The 15,641-nt window shown below is 67.9% G+C and carries 16 protein-coding genes; 7 read left to right on the top strand and 9 right to left on the bottom strand.

The annotated features are described in order from the left end of the window. Positions 1 to 18 precede the first annotated feature (18 nt). From F1193_RS11690 to pssA, 3 genes are all read right to left on the bottom strand, one after another. Complete coding sequence (locus F1193_RS11690; RefSeq protein WP_150097932.1) at positions 19 to 1,080, bottom strand: TRAP transporter substrate-binding protein; 1,062 nt, start codon at positions 1,078 to 1,080, stop codon at positions 19 to 21. A 77-nt stretch (positions 1,081 to 1,157) separates the two neighbouring features. Then, positions 1,158 to 1,436, bottom strand: a complete 279-nt coding sequence (locus F1193_RS11685; RefSeq protein ID WP_150097930.1) for a hypothetical protein — start codon at positions 1,434 to 1,436, stop codon at positions 1,158 to 1,160. A 154-nt stretch (positions 1,437 to 1,590) separates the two neighbouring features. Next, positions 1,591 to 2,493 carry a CDP-diacylglycerol--serine O-phosphatidyltransferase gene (gene pssA, locus F1193_RS11680; RefSeq protein WP_150097928.1) on the bottom strand — a complete coding sequence of 301 codons (903 nt, stop codon included), beginning with the start codon at positions 2,491 to 2,493 and terminating at the stop codon, positions 1,591 to 1,593. A gap of 198 nt (positions 2,494 to 2,691) precedes the next feature. Between pssA and F1193_RS11675 the strand changes: the two genes are divergently transcribed. The 3 genes from F1193_RS11675 to F1193_RS11665 all read left to right on the top strand — a co-directional run bounded on the left by F1193_RS11675 (position 2,692) and on the right by F1193_RS11665 (position 5,934). Further along, entirely contained in the window at positions 2,692 to 3,060 is a 369-nt protein-coding gene (locus F1193_RS11675) for an ArsR/SmtB family transcription factor (RefSeq protein WP_150097926.1), read from the top strand. Between the two features lie 19 nt (positions 3,061 to 3,079). Further along, positions 3,080 to 5,008, top strand: a complete 1,929-nt coding sequence (locus F1193_RS11670; RefSeq protein WP_150097924.1) for an ABCB family ABC transporter ATP-binding protein/permease — start codon at positions 3,080 to 3,082, stop codon at positions 5,006 to 5,008. A 215-nt stretch (positions 5,009 to 5,223) separates the two neighbouring features. Beyond that, the gene (locus tag F1193_RS11665; protein WP_150098004.1) at positions 5,224 to 5,934 is read left to right on the top strand and encodes a phosphatidylserine decarboxylase; all 711 of its coding nucleotides are present in this window, start codon (positions 5,224 to 5,226) and stop codon (positions 5,932 to 5,934) included. 140 nt (positions 5,935 to 6,074) lie between these two features. Here F1193_RS11665 and F1193_RS11660 read toward each other — a convergent pair whose 3' ends face one another. The 6 genes from F1193_RS11660 to F1193_RS11635 all read right to left on the bottom strand — a co-directional run bounded on the left by F1193_RS11660 (position 6,075) and on the right by F1193_RS11635 (position 12,162). After that, positions 6,075 to 7,058 (bottom strand): polysaccharide deacetylase family protein, encoded by a 984-nt coding sequence (locus F1193_RS11660; RefSeq protein ID WP_246164347.1) that lies wholly within the window; start codon positions 7,056 to 7,058, stop codon positions 6,075 to 6,077. Between the two features lie 164 nt (positions 7,059 to 7,222). Continuing rightward, positions 7,223 to 8,458, bottom strand: a complete 1,236-nt coding sequence (locus tag F1193_RS11655; protein ID WP_150097920.1) for a carboxylate--amine ligase — start codon at positions 8,456 to 8,458, stop codon at positions 7,223 to 7,225. A 368-nt stretch (positions 8,459 to 8,826) separates the two neighbouring features. Beyond that, positions 8,827 to 10,275: a tryptophanase gene (locus F1193_RS11650; protein WP_150097918.1), complete on the bottom strand. Its 1,449-nt coding sequence runs from the start codon at positions 10,273 to 10,275 to the stop codon at positions 8,827 to 8,829. A 303-nt stretch (positions 10,276 to 10,578) separates the two neighbouring features. After that, positions 10,579 to 11,055, bottom strand: a complete 477-nt coding sequence (gene rpsI / locus F1193_RS11645; RefSeq protein ID WP_150097916.1) for a 30S ribosomal protein S9 — start codon at positions 11,053 to 11,055, stop codon at positions 10,579 to 10,581. A 2-nt stretch (positions 11,056 to 11,057) separates the two neighbouring features. Then, positions 11,058 to 11,522 (bottom strand): 50S ribosomal protein L13, encoded by a 465-nt coding sequence (rplM, locus tag F1193_RS11640; protein ID WP_150097914.1) that lies wholly within the window; start codon positions 11,520 to 11,522, stop codon positions 11,058 to 11,060. A gap of 169 nt (positions 11,523 to 11,691) precedes the next feature. Further along, the gene (locus F1193_RS11635; protein WP_246164345.1) at positions 11,692 to 12,162 is read right to left on the bottom strand and encodes a PaaI family thioesterase; all 471 of its coding nucleotides are present in this window, start codon (positions 12,160 to 12,162) and stop codon (positions 11,692 to 11,694) included. 257 nt (positions 12,163 to 12,419) lie between these two features. On the opposite strand from F1193_RS11635, the gene F1193_RS11630 reads away from it, so the two are divergent. The 4 genes from F1193_RS11630 (at position 12,420) to F1193_RS11615 (ending at position 15,502) form a co-directional block, all read left to right on the top strand. Beyond that, on the top strand, positions 12,420 to 13,250 hold the full coding sequence (locus F1193_RS11630) for an enoyl-CoA hydratase (protein WP_150097912.1): 831 nt from the start codon (positions 12,420 to 12,422) through the stop codon (positions 13,248 to 13,250). After that, on the top strand, positions 13,250 to 13,714 hold the full coding sequence (locus F1193_RS11625; protein ID WP_246164343.1) for a CoA-binding protein: 465 nt from the start codon (positions 13,250 to 13,252) through the stop codon (positions 13,712 to 13,714). Before F1193_RS11630 ends, F1193_RS11625 begins: the two co-directional genes overlap by 1 nt. Positions 13,715 to 13,978: 264 nt before the next feature. After that, positions 13,979 to 15,256 carry an O-acetylhomoserine aminocarboxypropyltransferase gene (locus F1193_RS11620; RefSeq protein WP_150097910.1) on the top strand — a complete coding sequence of 426 codons (1,278 nt, stop codon included), beginning with the start codon at positions 13,979 to 13,981 and terminating at the stop codon, positions 15,254 to 15,256. Between the two features lie 33 nt (positions 15,257 to 15,289). After that, positions 15,290 to 15,502 (top strand): DUF2842 domain-containing protein, encoded by a 213-nt coding sequence (locus F1193_RS11615; protein ID WP_150097908.1) that lies wholly within the window; start codon positions 15,290 to 15,292, stop codon positions 15,500 to 15,502. Positions 15,503 to 15,641: the final 139 nt, after the last annotated feature.

Here is a 15,641-nt window from a genome sequence, read left to right as displayed (position 1 = left end):
CTGTGACGCCGGCACCGCTCAGGCTGCCGCGTATTTGGCGATCGCCGCGCGGGCCGCGGCGAGATAGCGCTGCCCGTCGAGGCCGCGCGCCGCCATCTGGGCGAGCCAAGCGCTCACCACCGGCTCGGTGGCGGCGCGCCAGCGCGCAACCTCCTCGGGCGGCAGCGTGGTGATGGTGTTGCCGCGCGTCCCGACGCGCTCGCGCACCTCGGCGCTGGCGGCATCCCAACTGCGGCCGGCCATGGCGGCGGCGGCAAGGCCGGAATTGGCATCGATCACCGCCTTCAGCTCGGCCGGCAGGCCGTCATAGCGCGCCCTGTTCATCGCCAGCACGAAGGTTGCGACATAGAAGGTCGGCGAGCCGGCGAACTCGGTGTGGAATTTCACCAGCTCCTGCAGCTTGACCGCCGGCACCACCTCCCACGGCACCACCGCGCCGTCGATGACGCGCTGGGAGAGCGCCTCGGGCACCTGCGGCACCGGCATGCCGATGGCCTGCGCCCCGAGCGCCTTCAGCGCCTCGCCCGACAGGCGCGACGGAAAGCGCAGCTTGAGGCCCTTCATGTCCTCCAGCTTCGCCACCTGCCGCGACGAATGAATCACGCCCCCGTCGTGCGCCCAGACGCAGAGCGGCTTCACCTCGCCGAGCTCCGCGCCGAGATGGGCATCGGCGAAATCCTGCACCGCCAGCGCATTCACCCGCGCGCGCTTGTCGGCAATGAAGGGCAGCTCGAAGGTTTCGAGAATCGGAAAGCGGCCGGCGGTGTAGCCGGGCAGCGTCCACACCAGATCGGCGACGCCGTCGCGCGCCTGGTCGTAGAGCTGCGGTGGCTTGCCGCCGAGCTGCATGCTGGGAAAGATGTCGATGCGGATCCGGCCCTCGGACTCCGCCTCGATCTTTTTCGCCCAGGGCGCAAGGAAGCCCACCTGCCCGCTGGTGGTCGGCGGCAGGAAATGATGCAGGCGAAGGGTGACCTCCGCTGCGCGGGCTAAGCGAGCGCGCAACACGGCGGGCGACGCCAGAAGCGCGCCCGCAAGTCCCCTGCCCGCAAGTCCGATGATGCGGCGACGAGACGGCATGTCGAGGCCCTCCCCCAAAGGCCCGATCCGCCGCTGCGGCGAATCCTCCGTCCGCCTGTTCGGCGGCGGCGCCTATATCAGCGCCGCTTCGCCCGCGCCGCAACCCGCACCGGCACCAGTTCGCCCACCGGCACCTTGGCGGTGCCGTGCGGCTGCTGATCGTCACGCGGCAGCAGCATCACCGCCGCCCCCATCGCCACGCTCGACAGCGTCACGACGAAGCCGAAGGTCAAGACCGCCAGCGGCAGCAGCGGCGTCTCCGAGCGGGCCATCAGCGTCCCGAGGCCGTGCGCATCGAAGGCCACGAGGAGGGCCACCAGAACGACCGCCGCGCCGGCGCCGGCCAGAGCATTCAATCCAAGAAGTCTGAGCAGATGTCGGGGCACACCGTCTCTCCATGTTTGGAACCATTAAAAAGATAGGGCGGCTGTCCCCGTTCCGCCAATGGCCGCGGCCCGCACATTGCGGTGATCGAGGCAGGAGATGGTGGCCGGATCTGGCTGCCGGGCCTCAGTTCAGCCGGCCTACTCGGCCGGCGCCGTAGCCCGGCTGATCGGCGGGCGGCAGGATCTCCATTGGCGCGTCGGCGGCATCGTCGGCCTCGGCCGGCTCCCCGTTGGGATGCTTCTCTTCCAGCCGGTGGTAGAGCTTCACGCCGAACGGCAGCACCGCGAGATAGGCGAGCGTGCCGAAGATCAGCACCTCCCACGGGAAGCTCGCCAGCAGCGCAAAGAACGCCACCACAGCCACCAGGAGCGGCAGCACCCATTCGCGTGGCACCTTGGAGGTCGCCCGCTTGCCGGACAGTGTCGGCACCTGCGACACCATCAGCGCCCCGACCGCGAGCGTGAGCAGGGTCGACAGGACGTGCAGCACGATGCCATGCGGCAGGCCGAGAAAGGCGAGATACATCGGCAGCATCACGACGATGGCGCCCGCCGGCGCCGGAATGCCGATGAAGAAGTCGCTCTGCCAGGCCGGGCGGTCGTGATCCTCCAGCATGACGTTGAAGCGGGCGAGCCGCAGCGCCGCGGCAATGGCGAACAGCAGGCAGGCGATCCAGCCGACGTTCTTGAGATCGTGCAGGCCCCAGAAATAGAGGATCAGCACCGGCGCCACGCCGAAATTGACGAAGTCGGCGAGGCTGTCGAGCTCGGCGCCGAAACGCGAGGTGCCCTTCAGCCAGCGGGCGAGACGGCCGTCGACGCCGTCGAGCAGCGCCGCCGCGACGATGGCGCCGACCGCCCATTCGAAGCGACCGTCGGCCGCCATGCGGATGGCGGTGAGCCCCAGGCCCACCGTGAACAACGTCACCAGATTGGGCGCGAGCAGGCGAAGCGGAATGCGGCGAAGGCGGTCGAGCGGCGCCTGCCGGCGCCGGCTCGATTCGAACGATCGGAAGAAGGGACCCATGTGACGACCATAAGACGCTCCCGACGCCAAGACCAGCGTCCAAGACCAGCGTCCAAGACCAACGGCCCAACCAGCAGCGCACAAGGCCAGCGACACCGACCACGCGCAAACGGTCTGCTTGCCGGGCCGGGAGCGGACCTTTATATCGGCAACTGACGATGAGCGAATCTGCACATTTGCCGGTTAAGGCTCCAGCGCATGTTCGAACAGGACGGCATCTTCGACCAGGACGACGTTCGCCGCGCCGAGCGGCTGCGCGCCCTCGCCCATCCGACCCGGCTGGCGATCCTGCGGGCGCTGGCGCGGCACGGCACCTGCCTGTGCGGCCAGATCGTCGAGCTGACGCCGCTGGCACAGTCGACCGTCTCCCAGCATCTCAAGGTGCTGAAGGACGCCGGCCTGGTGCACGGCCGCATCGACGGGCCGCGCTCCTGCTACGGCCTTGATGCCGACGCGATTGCCGAGTTGGCTGCCGATCTCGCCGGCCTCTTTGCGACTCTCGGCGGCGGTCAGCCACCCCATTCTGCCGCTTCATGCGCAGGCGGCGACCAGCCGGCCGCCAGTTGAGCGGACACGGATACAGGCGATGAGACCCTCCGACTATGCCGCCGCCGCGCCCCAGCCGGGGCCGCAGAAGCCGCCCACCGTTTCGACCGAGAACGGGCGGCTTCTGAGCACGCTCGTCAATCTGTGGCCCTATATCTGGCCCTCCGACCGCGCCGACCTGAAGCGGCGGGTGATCTATGCCATGGTGCTGCTGGTCGTCGCCAAGCTGGTGACGCTGGTGGTGCCCTTCACCTTCAAATGGGCCACCGACGCGTTGGCCGGCGACGCCCCGAAGGGCGACGGCTGGGTCGCCTGGGTGCTGGCGGCGCCGCTGATGCTGACGCTCGCCTATGGCGTGACCCGCATCCTGATGGCGGTGCTGACGCAGTGGCGCGACGGCCTGTTCGCCAAGGTCGCCATGCATGCGGTGCGGCGGCTGGCGCTGCTGACCTTCCGCCACATGCACGCGCTGTCGCTGCGCTTCCACCTGGAGCGCAAGACCGGCGGCCTGACGCGCGTGCTGGAGCGCGGCCGCAACGGCATCGAGATCATCGTGCGGATGGTGATGCTGCAGCTCGCCCCCACCGTGATCGAGCTGGCGCTGATCCTCGCCGTGATGGTGTGGCAGTTCGACTGGCGCTACGCCGCGGTCATCGTCCTCACGGTGACGCTCTACATGTGGTTCACCTACCTCGCCACGGAATGGCGCATCGCCATCCGCACGCGCATGAACGAGAGCGACACCGAGGCCAACACCAAGGCGGTCGACTCGCTGCTCAACTACGAGACGGTGAAATATTTCGGCGCCGAAGGGCGCGAGACCGAGCGTTACGACCGCTCGATGGAGCGCTACGAGACCGCCAGCATCCAGACCTACACGTCGCTCGCGGTGCTCAATTCCGGACAGGCGGTGATCTTCACGTTCGGCCTGACGGGGATGATGGCGTTGTGCGTTCTGGACATCAAGGCGGGGCGCAATACCATCGGCGATTTCGTGATGATCAACGCCATCATGATCCAGCTCTACCAGCCGCTCAACTTCATGGGCATGGTCTATCGCGAGATCAAGCAGGCGGTGGTCGACATCGAGACCATGTTCGGCATTCTCGACCGGCCGGCGGAAATTCTCGACCGGCCGGGCGCGCCCGATCTTGTGGTGCGCGAGGGCACGGTGCGGTTCGAGAACGTGGTTTTCGCCTACGATCCCGAGCGGCCGATCCTCAAAGGCATCGATTTCACCGTGCCGGCGGGGCGCACGGTGGCGGTGGTCGGCCCCTCGGGCGCCGGCAAGTCGACGCTGTCGCGCCTCCTGTTCCGCTTCTATGACGTGTCGGGCGGCTGCATCACCATCGACGGCCAGGACATCCGCACCGTCAGCCAGACCAGCCTGCGCTCGGCCATCGGCATGGTGCCGCAGGACACCGTGCTGTTCAACGACACCGTGCGCTACAACATCCGCTACGGCCGCTGGGAGGCCAACGACGCCGAGGTCGAGCAGGCGGCGGGGCTGGCGCAGATCGACGACTTCATCCGCTCGACGCCCGCCGGCTACGACACCGAGGTCGGCGAGCGCGGCCTGAAGCTGTCGGGCGGCGAGAAGCAGCGCGTCGCCATCGCCCGCACCATCCTCAAGGGTCCGCCGATCCTGGTGCTGGACGAGGCGACGAGCGCGCTCGACAGCTACACCGAGCGCGAGATCCAGGAGGCCCTGGAGCGGGTGTCGAAGAACCGCACCACCATCGTCATCGCCCACCGGCTCTCCACCGTGGTCGGCGCCGACGAGATCATCGTGCTGAACGAGGGCCGCATCATCGAGCGCGGCACCCATGGCGAGCTTCTGGCCCGCGGCGGCTTCTATGCCGGCATGTGGAACCGCCAGAAGGAGGCCGAGGCGGCGCGCGAGACCCTGGCCCACGCCGCGGCCGAGGGCCTGATCTCCACCCCGGCCGGCTCGGGCGCGGCCGGATGAGGGGGCGGTAGATCTTCACCGGGATTTCGGCCGGCGGGGCGGCGAAGGGCCTTCCTGCCGCCGAAAATCCCGCTATCTCTTTCCCGTCTTAGGCGAGCCTGCGTCCGGAATCGCGAGTCGGTCCACCGGAATTCCAATGATAGTCCCTTGCGGCGCAGCGCCGGATCGGGTGGAAAGGAGCCATCATGTCATCTTCCCTGGACGTCTCCTCGCTCATGACTGCGCTCTCCTCGGCGCGCAAGTCGATCCCGCCCCTCAACCGTGAAGGCGTGCCGTTCGTCGCGGTGTTTGCCATCATCACGCTCGGCCTGTTCTGGATGTCGTTCAGCGTCGGGCTGATCGGCTTGGTGCTGACGGCGTGGTGCTTCGCCTTCTTCCGCGATCCCAAGCGGGTGACGCCGATCCGCGACGGGCTGGTGATCGCGCCGGCCGACGGCGTCGTCCAGCGCATCGTGAATGCGCCGCCGCCGCGCGAGCTCGACCTCGGCGACGCGCCGCGCACCCGCGTCGCCATCTTCATGAACGTGTTCAATTGCCACGTGAACCGCGCGCCGATCGCCGGGCGGGTGGAGCGTGTCGCCTACAAGCCCGGCGTCTTCCTCAATGCCGACCTCGACAAGGCGAGCGAGGACAATGAGCGCAACGGCGTGATCATCAAGACCACCACCGGCGCCACCCTCGGCGTGGTGCAGATCGCCGGCCTCGTGGCGCGGCGCATCGTGTGCTGGGTCAAAGAAGGCGAGCAGGTCGGCACCGGCGAGCGCTTCGGCATGATCCGCTTCGGCTCGCGCGTCGACATCTACCTGCCGCCCGGCGCCCGCGTGCTGGTCGGCGAAGGCCAGACCACGGTTGCCGGCGAGACACCGATCGCCGACCTCACCTTCCAGCCGGGGCTGGTGCGCGACACCACGTTCCGGGTGAGCTGACCCGGTTTCCGGGTCATCCTATCGGAACAGCCAGCCGCCAAGAGCCGCGCTCTTCCTCTCTCCCACCCGGGCCGCGCTTGCGCGTGCCCTGGCAAAGCTCTTGCGGGAGAAGGAAAAGAGCCGATCGGCCGGAAGCCGCGCTACCCCATCAGCCGGAACGGAATGCCGGAGATCAGCGCCTCGACGTAGCGCGGCTGCTGATAGAGGCCGTTGAGCGAAACGCGGCCGAGCGCCGTCGGCCGCTCAAGGCGGCCGAACGGCAGCACGGCGGGCCGGGTGGTCACCGCCACCTCGAAGCCGGCCGCGGCGGCAGCGGCAAACTCGCGCGCGCCAGCCGCGCTCGCCCAGCCATAGGGGTAGGAGAACGCGCGCGGCCTGGCGCCGACCCAGTCCTCGATCGTCCGCGTCGAGGCGGCGATCTCATGGTGCAGGCGCTCCGCGCTCACGCGCATCAGGTTGACGTGCGTCATGGTGTGGGCGCCGAGATGGGCGAGCGGATCGGCGCCAAGCACGCGCAACTCGTCAACCGTCATCACCAGACCGTCGACGATGGCCAGCGGATCGAGGCCCGCCGCACGCGCAGCCTCGTCGATGCGTTCCACCGCCTCGTCCTCGTCGATGCTCTGGACGAACGCGGCAAGCCGCTCGAAGGCTGCGAACTTCTGCAGGCCGGTGGCGGTCGCCACCGTCTCGGGACCGGCGCCGAAATCGAAGCGGACGGACGGCCCCTGCCCGGCCAGCGCGGCCGCGGTCTCCCACCAGATGGTGCGGGTGCGGGTGCTGAAGCCGGGGGTGACGAACACGGTGTAGGGCACGCCGTATTTCCGGAACACCGGTGCGGCGAATTCGGCATTGTTGCGATAGCCGTCGTCGAGCGTGAAGGCTGCGAACTTGCGTTGGTCCGACTCGTCGGCCAGCAGCTTCGGCAGGTCGTGGAGGTGGACCGGCGTCAGGCCGCGCTTCAGCGCCACGCCGATCGCCTGTTCGAGAAAGGCCGGCGTCACCGCCAGGATGGCGTTGGGATCGAAGTTCGCCGCTGCCGCCGGCCGCACATGATGGAGCGTGAACACCACGCCGCGCCCCGCCGCACCCGGCATCAGCCGGCCGGCGTGCGTCAGCGCCACCGCCTCCAGGCCGGCGCGGATGACACCGTATCTGAGGAGACGCTTGGCGTGTCCGCCGATCAGACTGAAACGGCCGGACGCTCCAGGCCTTTGAGTTTCCGCATTCTCTTTCGCAAGACCGGTTCCCACTCGTGCGGAGAATGCTCTGGCGGTCAAACCTGCGCTCATGGTGGCGACGTGCCCGCAGCCGGGCCTTCCTTGAGACGGGATGCAAGGCGGGGCAGCAGCCGCCGGGTCAGCACCCGCCACGCCGTCGCCGGCGGATCGATCAGGCCCGGCAGCGGATCGCCGAGCGCGAAGGCGGCCTCCGCCCGCACCCGGGCAAGAGACGCCAGATAATCGGTTGCGCGCAAGCGATCCTTGAGGATGAGCTGGCTCGCCGCCACGGCATCGCGCAGGGCATAGGTCCAGGCCGTGCCTGGGCGGGCTGCGGCCGGCGCCACCTCGCGGCCCTCCGCGGCATCCCACAGCATGGCGCCGAGATCGACGCCGGCGGCGCGGGCCAGCCCGAACCACGACCAGGGGCGCGGATTGACGTCGAGCAGCTTGAACGACCCGTCGCGGGCATCGCGCTTGAACTCGACCTCCACCAGCCCGTCATGGCCGATCGAGGCGAGCAGCGGACGGGCGGCCGCAACCACGCCCGGATCCTCGACCACCTCGACATAGGTGCTGGTGAAGCCGAACTCGATCGGATACTGGCGCGCGCGGCGGGCGACGAACTCCGCCACCGGCGCGCCGCGGCGCCACAGCGCGGCATAGGAGAACTGGCTCTCGCCGCCACCCGCAATCAGCTCCTGGACGACGACGTGCTCGCCGCCGATCTCGGAGGCGGCGGCGCGAAACGCGGCGAGGAAGGCGGCCCGGTCGTCGGCCCGCACCACCTTGGACTTCACGAAGCGGCCGCCGCCGACGCCCATGTGCGGCTTGAGCACAATGGGAAATCGCGGCTCCAGCTTCGCCGCCTCGTCGAGCGAGGCCACCGCGTAGGTCTGCGGAATGGCGAGGCCGAACTCGCGGGCGCGGCGATAGAGCAGCGGCTTGTCGCACGCCCACTGCAGCGCCTCCCACGGCGGCAGCATCAGCCGGTAGGCGGCCGAGAGCGCCGCGTGCGACTGCGACACCAGCCGGACGGCCGTGTCATCGCCCGGCACCAGCAGCCAGCCGTCGAGGCCGTGCGTCCTCGTCGCCTCCAGCAGGAACGGGACGGCGTTGGTGCTGGCGGGGCCGGGCCAGCCGGCAACGCGCGCGACGAAGCGCGACCACGCCGGCAGCAGCGTCTCGTTGGCGATGAAGCGGACCGGCACCCCGCGCGACCCCAGGCTGCGGGCCAGCGCCAGGGCGCCATGCGCGCCGCCGACGATCAGAACGCCCCGTCCGCCATCCGAAGAATCCGCCAAGATCGCCGTCCCCGACCGAATTGACCCGCATCGCCGGTCCGGCGCGCGGGTTCTCGATTGCGGAGGGTGGCGCAAACTCGTGAAAAAATTGGCCTCGCGCAGAGATTGCCTGCCGCAGACGGGCTTATCGCAGATGGATCGTGCGGTCTTGCGGAAGACTTGCTCAGGTGCCCCTCACCCGCTCGCGTTGCTCGCGACCTCTCCCCGCAAACGGGGAGAGGTGAAGGAGAGGCGGCCCGTCACCTCTCCCCGTTCTTCATGGGGAGAGGTCGGATCGCGCCAGCGATCCGGGTGAGGGGCAACTTGGTACGAGGCAACCTCTCGGCCTCTCGGTCGAAATCTCGCCGACGGCCTCAGAGACTGCCGCCTCAAAGGCTGTCGCCAAAATCGGCGCGGAACTTGGCCACCAGCTTCTCCTGCCAGTCCGACACCGGCTTCAGCAGCCCATAGAAGAAGCGCAGGATCGGCGGCTCGTCGATGAACTCCAGGCCGCCGATCAGCCGGCGGTTCTCGTGCAGCCAGGCGATGCGGTCGACCGCATACTTCACCTGCGACAGGGTGAAGACGCGGCGCGGCAGCGCAAGGCGCACCAGCTCCATGTTGGCGAACACCTCGCTGCCGTCCGGCTCGCGCTGCTCGGAGAGCGTGCCGCGCTCCATGCCGCGGATGCCGGAGACAATGTAGAGCGCCGAGGCCAGCGCGCCGGCCGGATACTGCGACTGCGGGATGTGGTCGACGAAGCGCTTGGCGTCGAGGTGGCAGCCGAGGCCGCCGGGCGGGGTGATGACCGGGATGCCGCGCTTGTCGAGGTCGTTCACCATGCAGGCGATGAACTGCGGCCCCTGGCTGATCATGTCCTCGTCCATGGTCTCTTCGAGACCGACGGCGAGCGCCTCCATCTCGCGCACCGACATGCCGCCATAGGTCAGGAAGCCCTCATAGAGCGGCACCAGGCCGCGCATCTTGAAGTAGAGCTCCTTGTCGCGGATGCAGATGCCGCCGCCGCGGGCGCAGCCGAGCTTGCGCGCCGAGAAATAGATGATGTCGAACAGGTCGGCGACCTTGCGGGTGATCTCGCGAATGGAGAGGTTCTTGCAGCTCTCCTCGCGGATCTTGTTGAAGTAGAGATTGTCGGCGAGCAGGCTGGCGTCGAGCACGTACAGGATGCCATGCTGCGAGCAGACCTTGCGCAGATCGGCGAGGTTCTTCAGCGACACCGGCTGACCGCCAATAAGATTGGTGCCCGACTCGACGCGCACGAACGCGATCTTGTCGGCGCCGTACTTCTTGATGACGGCTTCGAGCTTGGCGATGTCGATGTCGCCCTTGAACGGCAGGTCGCTGGTCACCTCCAGCCCGGCATCGGCCACCAGCTCCTCGACCACGCCGCCCTGCAGCGTGATGTGCGCCTTGGTGGTGGTGAAGTGGTAGTTCATCGCCACCACCGTGCCCGGCTGCACCAGCACCTTCGCCAGAATGTGCTCGCAAGCGCGGCCCTGGTGGGTCGGCAGGAAATAGTCCATGCCGAAGATCTCGTGCAGCTTGTCGGCAAGGCGCGTGTAGGTGGCGCTGCCGGCATAGGCGTCATCGGCGACCATCATCGCCGCGAGCTGCTGGTCGCTCATCGCGTTGACGCCGGAGTCGGTCAGCATATCGAGGAACACATCGGCGTTCTGCAGCAGGAACGTGTTGTTGCCGGCCTCGGAGATCGCCTTGAGGCGCTGGTCGATCGGCAGGAGATTCAGTTTCTGGACAATGCGCACCTTGTGCATTTCCAGCGGGACCGACTCCTCGCCGTAGAACTTCACTGTCGCCATGTCTCAACACTCCTGGAGCGTGTCAGTCTATTGTTGCGTTGCTCTGTCGGCATGAAGCTCCGATGGAGCGACGCAGGCCGGCAGCAAATCGTGCGACGGACGGGCCAACGTGGCCGCAGGTGGTCTCCTCGAACCCTCCCGCCTCGAACTCTCCCGCCTCAAACTTGGGCAGAAGACATATCGGCAGTGCGGCCGCTCCCGTATGAGGTGGATCAAACCGCGCGAGCTGGATGGCCTCCATGCGAAAACAAAAAGGCCGGGCTTTCGCCCGGCCTTTGAACGTCCTGGCGGCAAGGAAGCCGATCAGCGCTTCGAGAACTGGAAGCTGCGGCGGGCCTTGGCGCGGCCGTACTTCTTGCGCTCGACGACGCGCGAGTCGCGGGTCAGGAAGCCGCCCTTCTTGAGCACGGCGCGCAGCTCCGGCTCGAAATAGGTCAGCGCCTTGGAGATGCCGTGGCGCAGCGCGCCGGCCTGGCCGGACAGGCCACCGCCGGAGACCGTGCACTGTACGTCGTACTGGTCGACGCGGCTGGCCACCTGGAACGGCTGCTGGATCATCATCCGCAGCACCGGGCGGGCGAAATAGACGTCGACGACGCGGTCATTGACGGTGATCTTGCCGGAGCCCGGCTTGATCCACACGCGGGCGACCGCGTTCTTGCGCTTGCCGGTGGCATAGGCGCGACCCTGGGCATCGACCTTCTTCTCGTAGACCGGCGCCTCGGCGACGGAGCCCTTCAAGCCCTGAAGGTCTTCGAGGGACTGCAGAACCTCGGCCATCGTCAGGCGCTCCTCACATTCTTGCGGTTCATGGCGGCAACGTCGAGCTTGACCGGCTGCTGGGCCTCGTGCGGGTGGGCCGGGCCCTTGTAGACACGCAGGTTGCCCATCAGCTTGCGGCCGAGCGGGCCGCGCGCCAGCATGCGCTCGACCGCCTTCTCCAGGATGCGCTCGGGGAACTTGCCGGCCATGATCGACTTGGCCGAACGCTCCTTGATGCCGCCGGGATAGCCGGTGTGGTGGTAGTAGACCTTCTGGTCGAGCTTGCGGCCGGTGAGCACCACCTTCTCGGCATTGACGACGATGATGTTGTCGCCGCAATCCATGTGCGGGGTGTAGGTCGGCAGATGCTTGCCCTTGAGGTGCATCGCGATAATCGTCGCGAGCCGGCCGACGACAAGGCCGGAGGCGTCGATCACCACCCACTTCTTGTCGATATCGCCGGCCTTGGCCGAATAGGTTTTCATGGCGGTTTCCGGGTTGACAACGGGCGCGGCACCCGGACGAACCGGGACCGCAGCGTGAGCGGCCTTGTAGAGAAGGCGCGCGCGACGGTCAATGCTCGAATGCGACGAATTTCTTCATTAGAACAATGATTTATAATTTTGGTGTTTTAATACCATTGGGCAAGCCCTTTCATTTGTCGGGGATCGAGTAGGTGGCGGTGGCGTGGGCGACCAGCTCGTCGCGCCCATCCGAGCGGATGCCGATGTCGCCGACCGCCAGCCGCTTGCCCAGCTTGATCAGCCGGCATTCGGCGATCAGGTCGCGCCGCGTCGGCTTGCGCAGGAAATTGATGTTGAGATTGATGGTCACCGCCAGCGGCACCGGGCCGATCGAGGCAAGCAGCGCGACATAGACCGTGGCATCGGCGAGCAGCATCATCGAGGGGCCGGAGAGCGTGTCGCCCGGCCGCAGATGCTTCTCCGCATGCTTCAGGCGCACCCGGGCGAAGCCGTAACCGGTGGCCTCCACCACGAGGTCGCCGTCGTCCTCGAAGGATTGCGGAAATTCCCGCCGCAGGAACGCCTGCAGCTCGGCGGTGGTCATGCGCGCGCGCGGCGCGGCATCGGGCGCGGCGGTCTCGGCCGTGGTCGGCAGCTGCATTCCGGTCCTCCCCTGCATGCCAGTGCACCAGCCCAGTCGGATGCATCAAGCCGAAGGCCGCATCCGACTGGATAAGCTGCTGCACCAACGAAAGAATCTAGTGCACGATTGCGCCAACTCCGTGCATCTTCTGACTGGTTCCGTGCACTGGCGTTTCCCTGGACGGGCTCGTGTCGCGGCCCGTCCTGCGATTAGATTAGAATGTAACCGTATCCCGTACGCTCAAGCCTATGTGAGCAAGCCCCCGTGAGGACGCGATGGCCGACGTTGCCCTGCAAGAGACTACCCCGCAACATGATACCTCGCCGATCGTCCGCGCCCGCGACGGCGCGATCGAGATCGTCACGCTCGCCCGCCCGGCCAGCCGCAACGCGCTGTCGGACGCGATGCTGGCCGCGCTCGCGGCGGCGCTCGACGACATCCGGGCCGACCGCGCCATCCGCGCGGTGGTGCTGACGGCGCAGGGGCCGGTGTTCTCGGCCGGCCACGACCTCAAGGAGATGACGGCGGCGCGCGCCGGCCCGGACGGCGGCCGCGCCTTCTACGCCGACATCATCGGCCGCTGCGCCGCCGTGATGCAGGCCATCGTCACGCTGCCGCAGCCGGTGATCGCCGCGGTGCAGGGCACGGCCACCGCGGCGGGCTGCCAGCTCGTGGCGAGTTGCGACCTCGCGGTGGCGGCGCGCGAGGCCAAGTTCTGCACGCCCGGCGTCAATATCGGCCTGTTCTGCTCGACGCCGATGGTGGCGCTGTCGCGCAACGTCGCGCCCAAGCAGGCGCTGGAAATGCTGCTGCTCGGCGAGATGATCGATGCCGAGACGGCGTGCGCGTGGGGCCTGGTCAACCGGGTGGCGGCGAAGGATGAGGTGCTGAAGACCGCGCTGGCGCTGGCCAATAAGATCGCCGCGAAATCTGCCCACACCGTCAAGATCGGCAAGGAAGCCTTCTACCGCCAGCGCGAGATGACGCTGCCGGAGGCCTATACCTACGCCACCGAAGTCATGGTCGAGAACATGCTGGCGCGCGACGCCGAGGAAGGGATCTCCGCCTTCATCGAGAAGCGCCATCCCCACTGGGAGGACCGCTGATGATGCCGGCACACGGCCGCGCTTCGGCCGGCCGCGACCCAGACGCCGCGCTCCGCCGCATCCTGACCGGGACGACCACCATCGCCCTGCTCGGCGCCTCGGCCAATCCGGCGCGGCCCAGCCATCAGGTGCTGGGCTACCTCATCGCGGCCGGCTATCGCGTCCACCCGGTCAATCCCGGGCTCGCCGGCCAAACCCTGCTCGGCCGCACCGTCCATGCGGGCCTCGCCGATGTTCCCGAGCCGGTCGAGATGGTCGACGTGTTCCGCGACTCGAGCCACCTGCCCCGCATCCTCGCCGAGATGCTGGCGCTGGATGTGCGCCCGAAGGTGCTGTGGACCCAGCTCGGGGTGGTCGACGACACGGTGGCGGCGCAGGCCGAAGCCGCCGGCATCGCGGTGGTGATGGACCGCTGCCCGGCGATCGAGATCCCCCGGCTGGGGCTGGCGGGCCGACATCGCTAGGGCGCAATAGCGTCGGCGTATTGCACCTCTGTGGTGGAGGCAGCTCGCGCTCCAGCGCAATACGCCGACGCTGTTGCGCCCTACGGCGTTGGAGACCGCGGCGCTGAAAAACGGTCCCGGCTCGGCGCATCGCGCGGAGCGGGACGATAGATCCGCACCCGCGGTTCTCTTCCCCACGCCCCTGTCGTAATGGTAGCGGTTCCGCCGACGTGCCGAACCACTGCCCGAACCACTGCCGAACGACTGCCGGACCAGGAGACCGCCATGACCGACCGCACCCCGGGCTTTTCGACCCTGGCCATCCACGCCGGCGCCAAGCCGGACCCGACCACCGGTGCGCGGGCGACGCCGATCTACCAGACCACCTCCTTCGTGTTCGACGACGTCGACCACGCGGCGGCGCTGTTCGGCCTCAAGGCGTTCGGCAACATCTATACCCGGCTCGGCAACCCCACCAATGCGGTGCTGGAGGAGCGCATCGCCGCACTGGAGGGCGGCACTGCGGCGCTGGCGGTGGCTTCGGGCCATGCGGCGCAGCTCTTGACGCTGCACACGCTGCTGCAGCCGGGCGACGAGTTCATCGCCTCCAAGAAGCTCTATGGCGGCTCGATCAACCAGTTCAACCACGCCTTCAAGAACTTCGGCTGGACGGTGAAATGGGCGGATCCGGACGACATTGCGAGCTTCGAGAACGCGGTGTCGGTGAAGACCAAGGCGATCTTCATCGAATCGATCGCCAACCCCGGCGGCGTCATCACCGACATCGAGGCGGTGGCCGGGGTGGCGCGGCGCGCCCGCGTGCCGCTGATCGTCGACAACACGCTCGCCACCCCCTATCTGTGCCGGCCGTTCGAGCACGGCGCCGACGTGGTGCTGCATTCGGCGACCAAGTTCCTGGGCGGCCACGGCAATTCGCTGGCCGGCCTGATCGTCGACGGCGGCAGTTTCAACTGGTCGCAGGAAGGCCGCTATCCGATGCTGTCGGAGCCGCGCCCGGAATATCAGGGCATGGTGCTGCACGAGACGTTCGGCAATTTCGCCTTCGCCATCGCCTGCCGCGTGCTCGGCCTGCGCGATCTCGGGCCGGCGCTGTCGCCGTTCAACGCCTTCCTGGTGCTCACCGGCATCGAGACGCTGCCCTTGCGCATGCAGCGCCATTGCGAGAACGCGCTGGCGGTGGCCGAATTCCTGTCGTCGCATCCCGCCGTGAGCTGGGTCAGCTATCCCGGCCTCAAGGGCGACCGCTACCATACGCTGTCCAAGAAGTACGTGCCCAAGGGCGCGGGCGCGGTGTTCACGTTCGGCCTCAGGGGCGGCTATGATGCGGGCGTCAAGCTGGTGTCGAAGGTCGAGCTGTTCTCCCACCTCGCCAATATCGGCGACACCCGCTCGCTGATCATCCACCCGGCCTCCACCACCCACCGCCAGCTCACCGACGCCCAGAAGATCCAGGCCGGCGCCGGGCCGGACACCGTGCGGCTGTCGATCGGGCTGGAGGATGCCGCCGACATCATCGCCGACCTCGACCAGGCGCTGGCGTAAGCAGGCGCTGGCGTAAGAAAGAGGAATTCCGGAATGCGACAGCGCACACGCAAATTCTGGGGCGCCATCCTGCTGCTGCTGTTGGTGGTCGTCTGGTCGCTCGGCGCCATGATGGTGGCGCAGCTCGGCATCGGCCTCGGCCACTGGTTCACCGAGCTGGTCTATTACGTGGTGGCCGGCATCGGCTGGGTCATCCCGGCCGGCGCCCTGGTGTGGTGGATGGCCCAGCCCGATCGCGCGGCCTGATCCCCCTCGGATTCGCGGGGCGCGACGCATCCGGCACGTGGCGCCAACCTTTCCTTGAGGAATTGCTGCCACCTTTCGCGAAGCCAGAAGGCGCACACTCGGCAGGGGCTTCGCTCCGCCGGACAGAACGACCGTGACC

This window comes from Blastochloris sulfoviridis (assembly GCF_008630065.1).
GTDB lineage: Bacteria > Pseudomonadota > Alphaproteobacteria > Rhizobiales > Xanthobacteraceae > Blastochloris > Blastochloris sulfoviridis.
The sequence above is the reverse complement of the archived record's forward strand: the minus strand, read 5'-3'. Positions and strand labels throughout refer to the sequence as shown.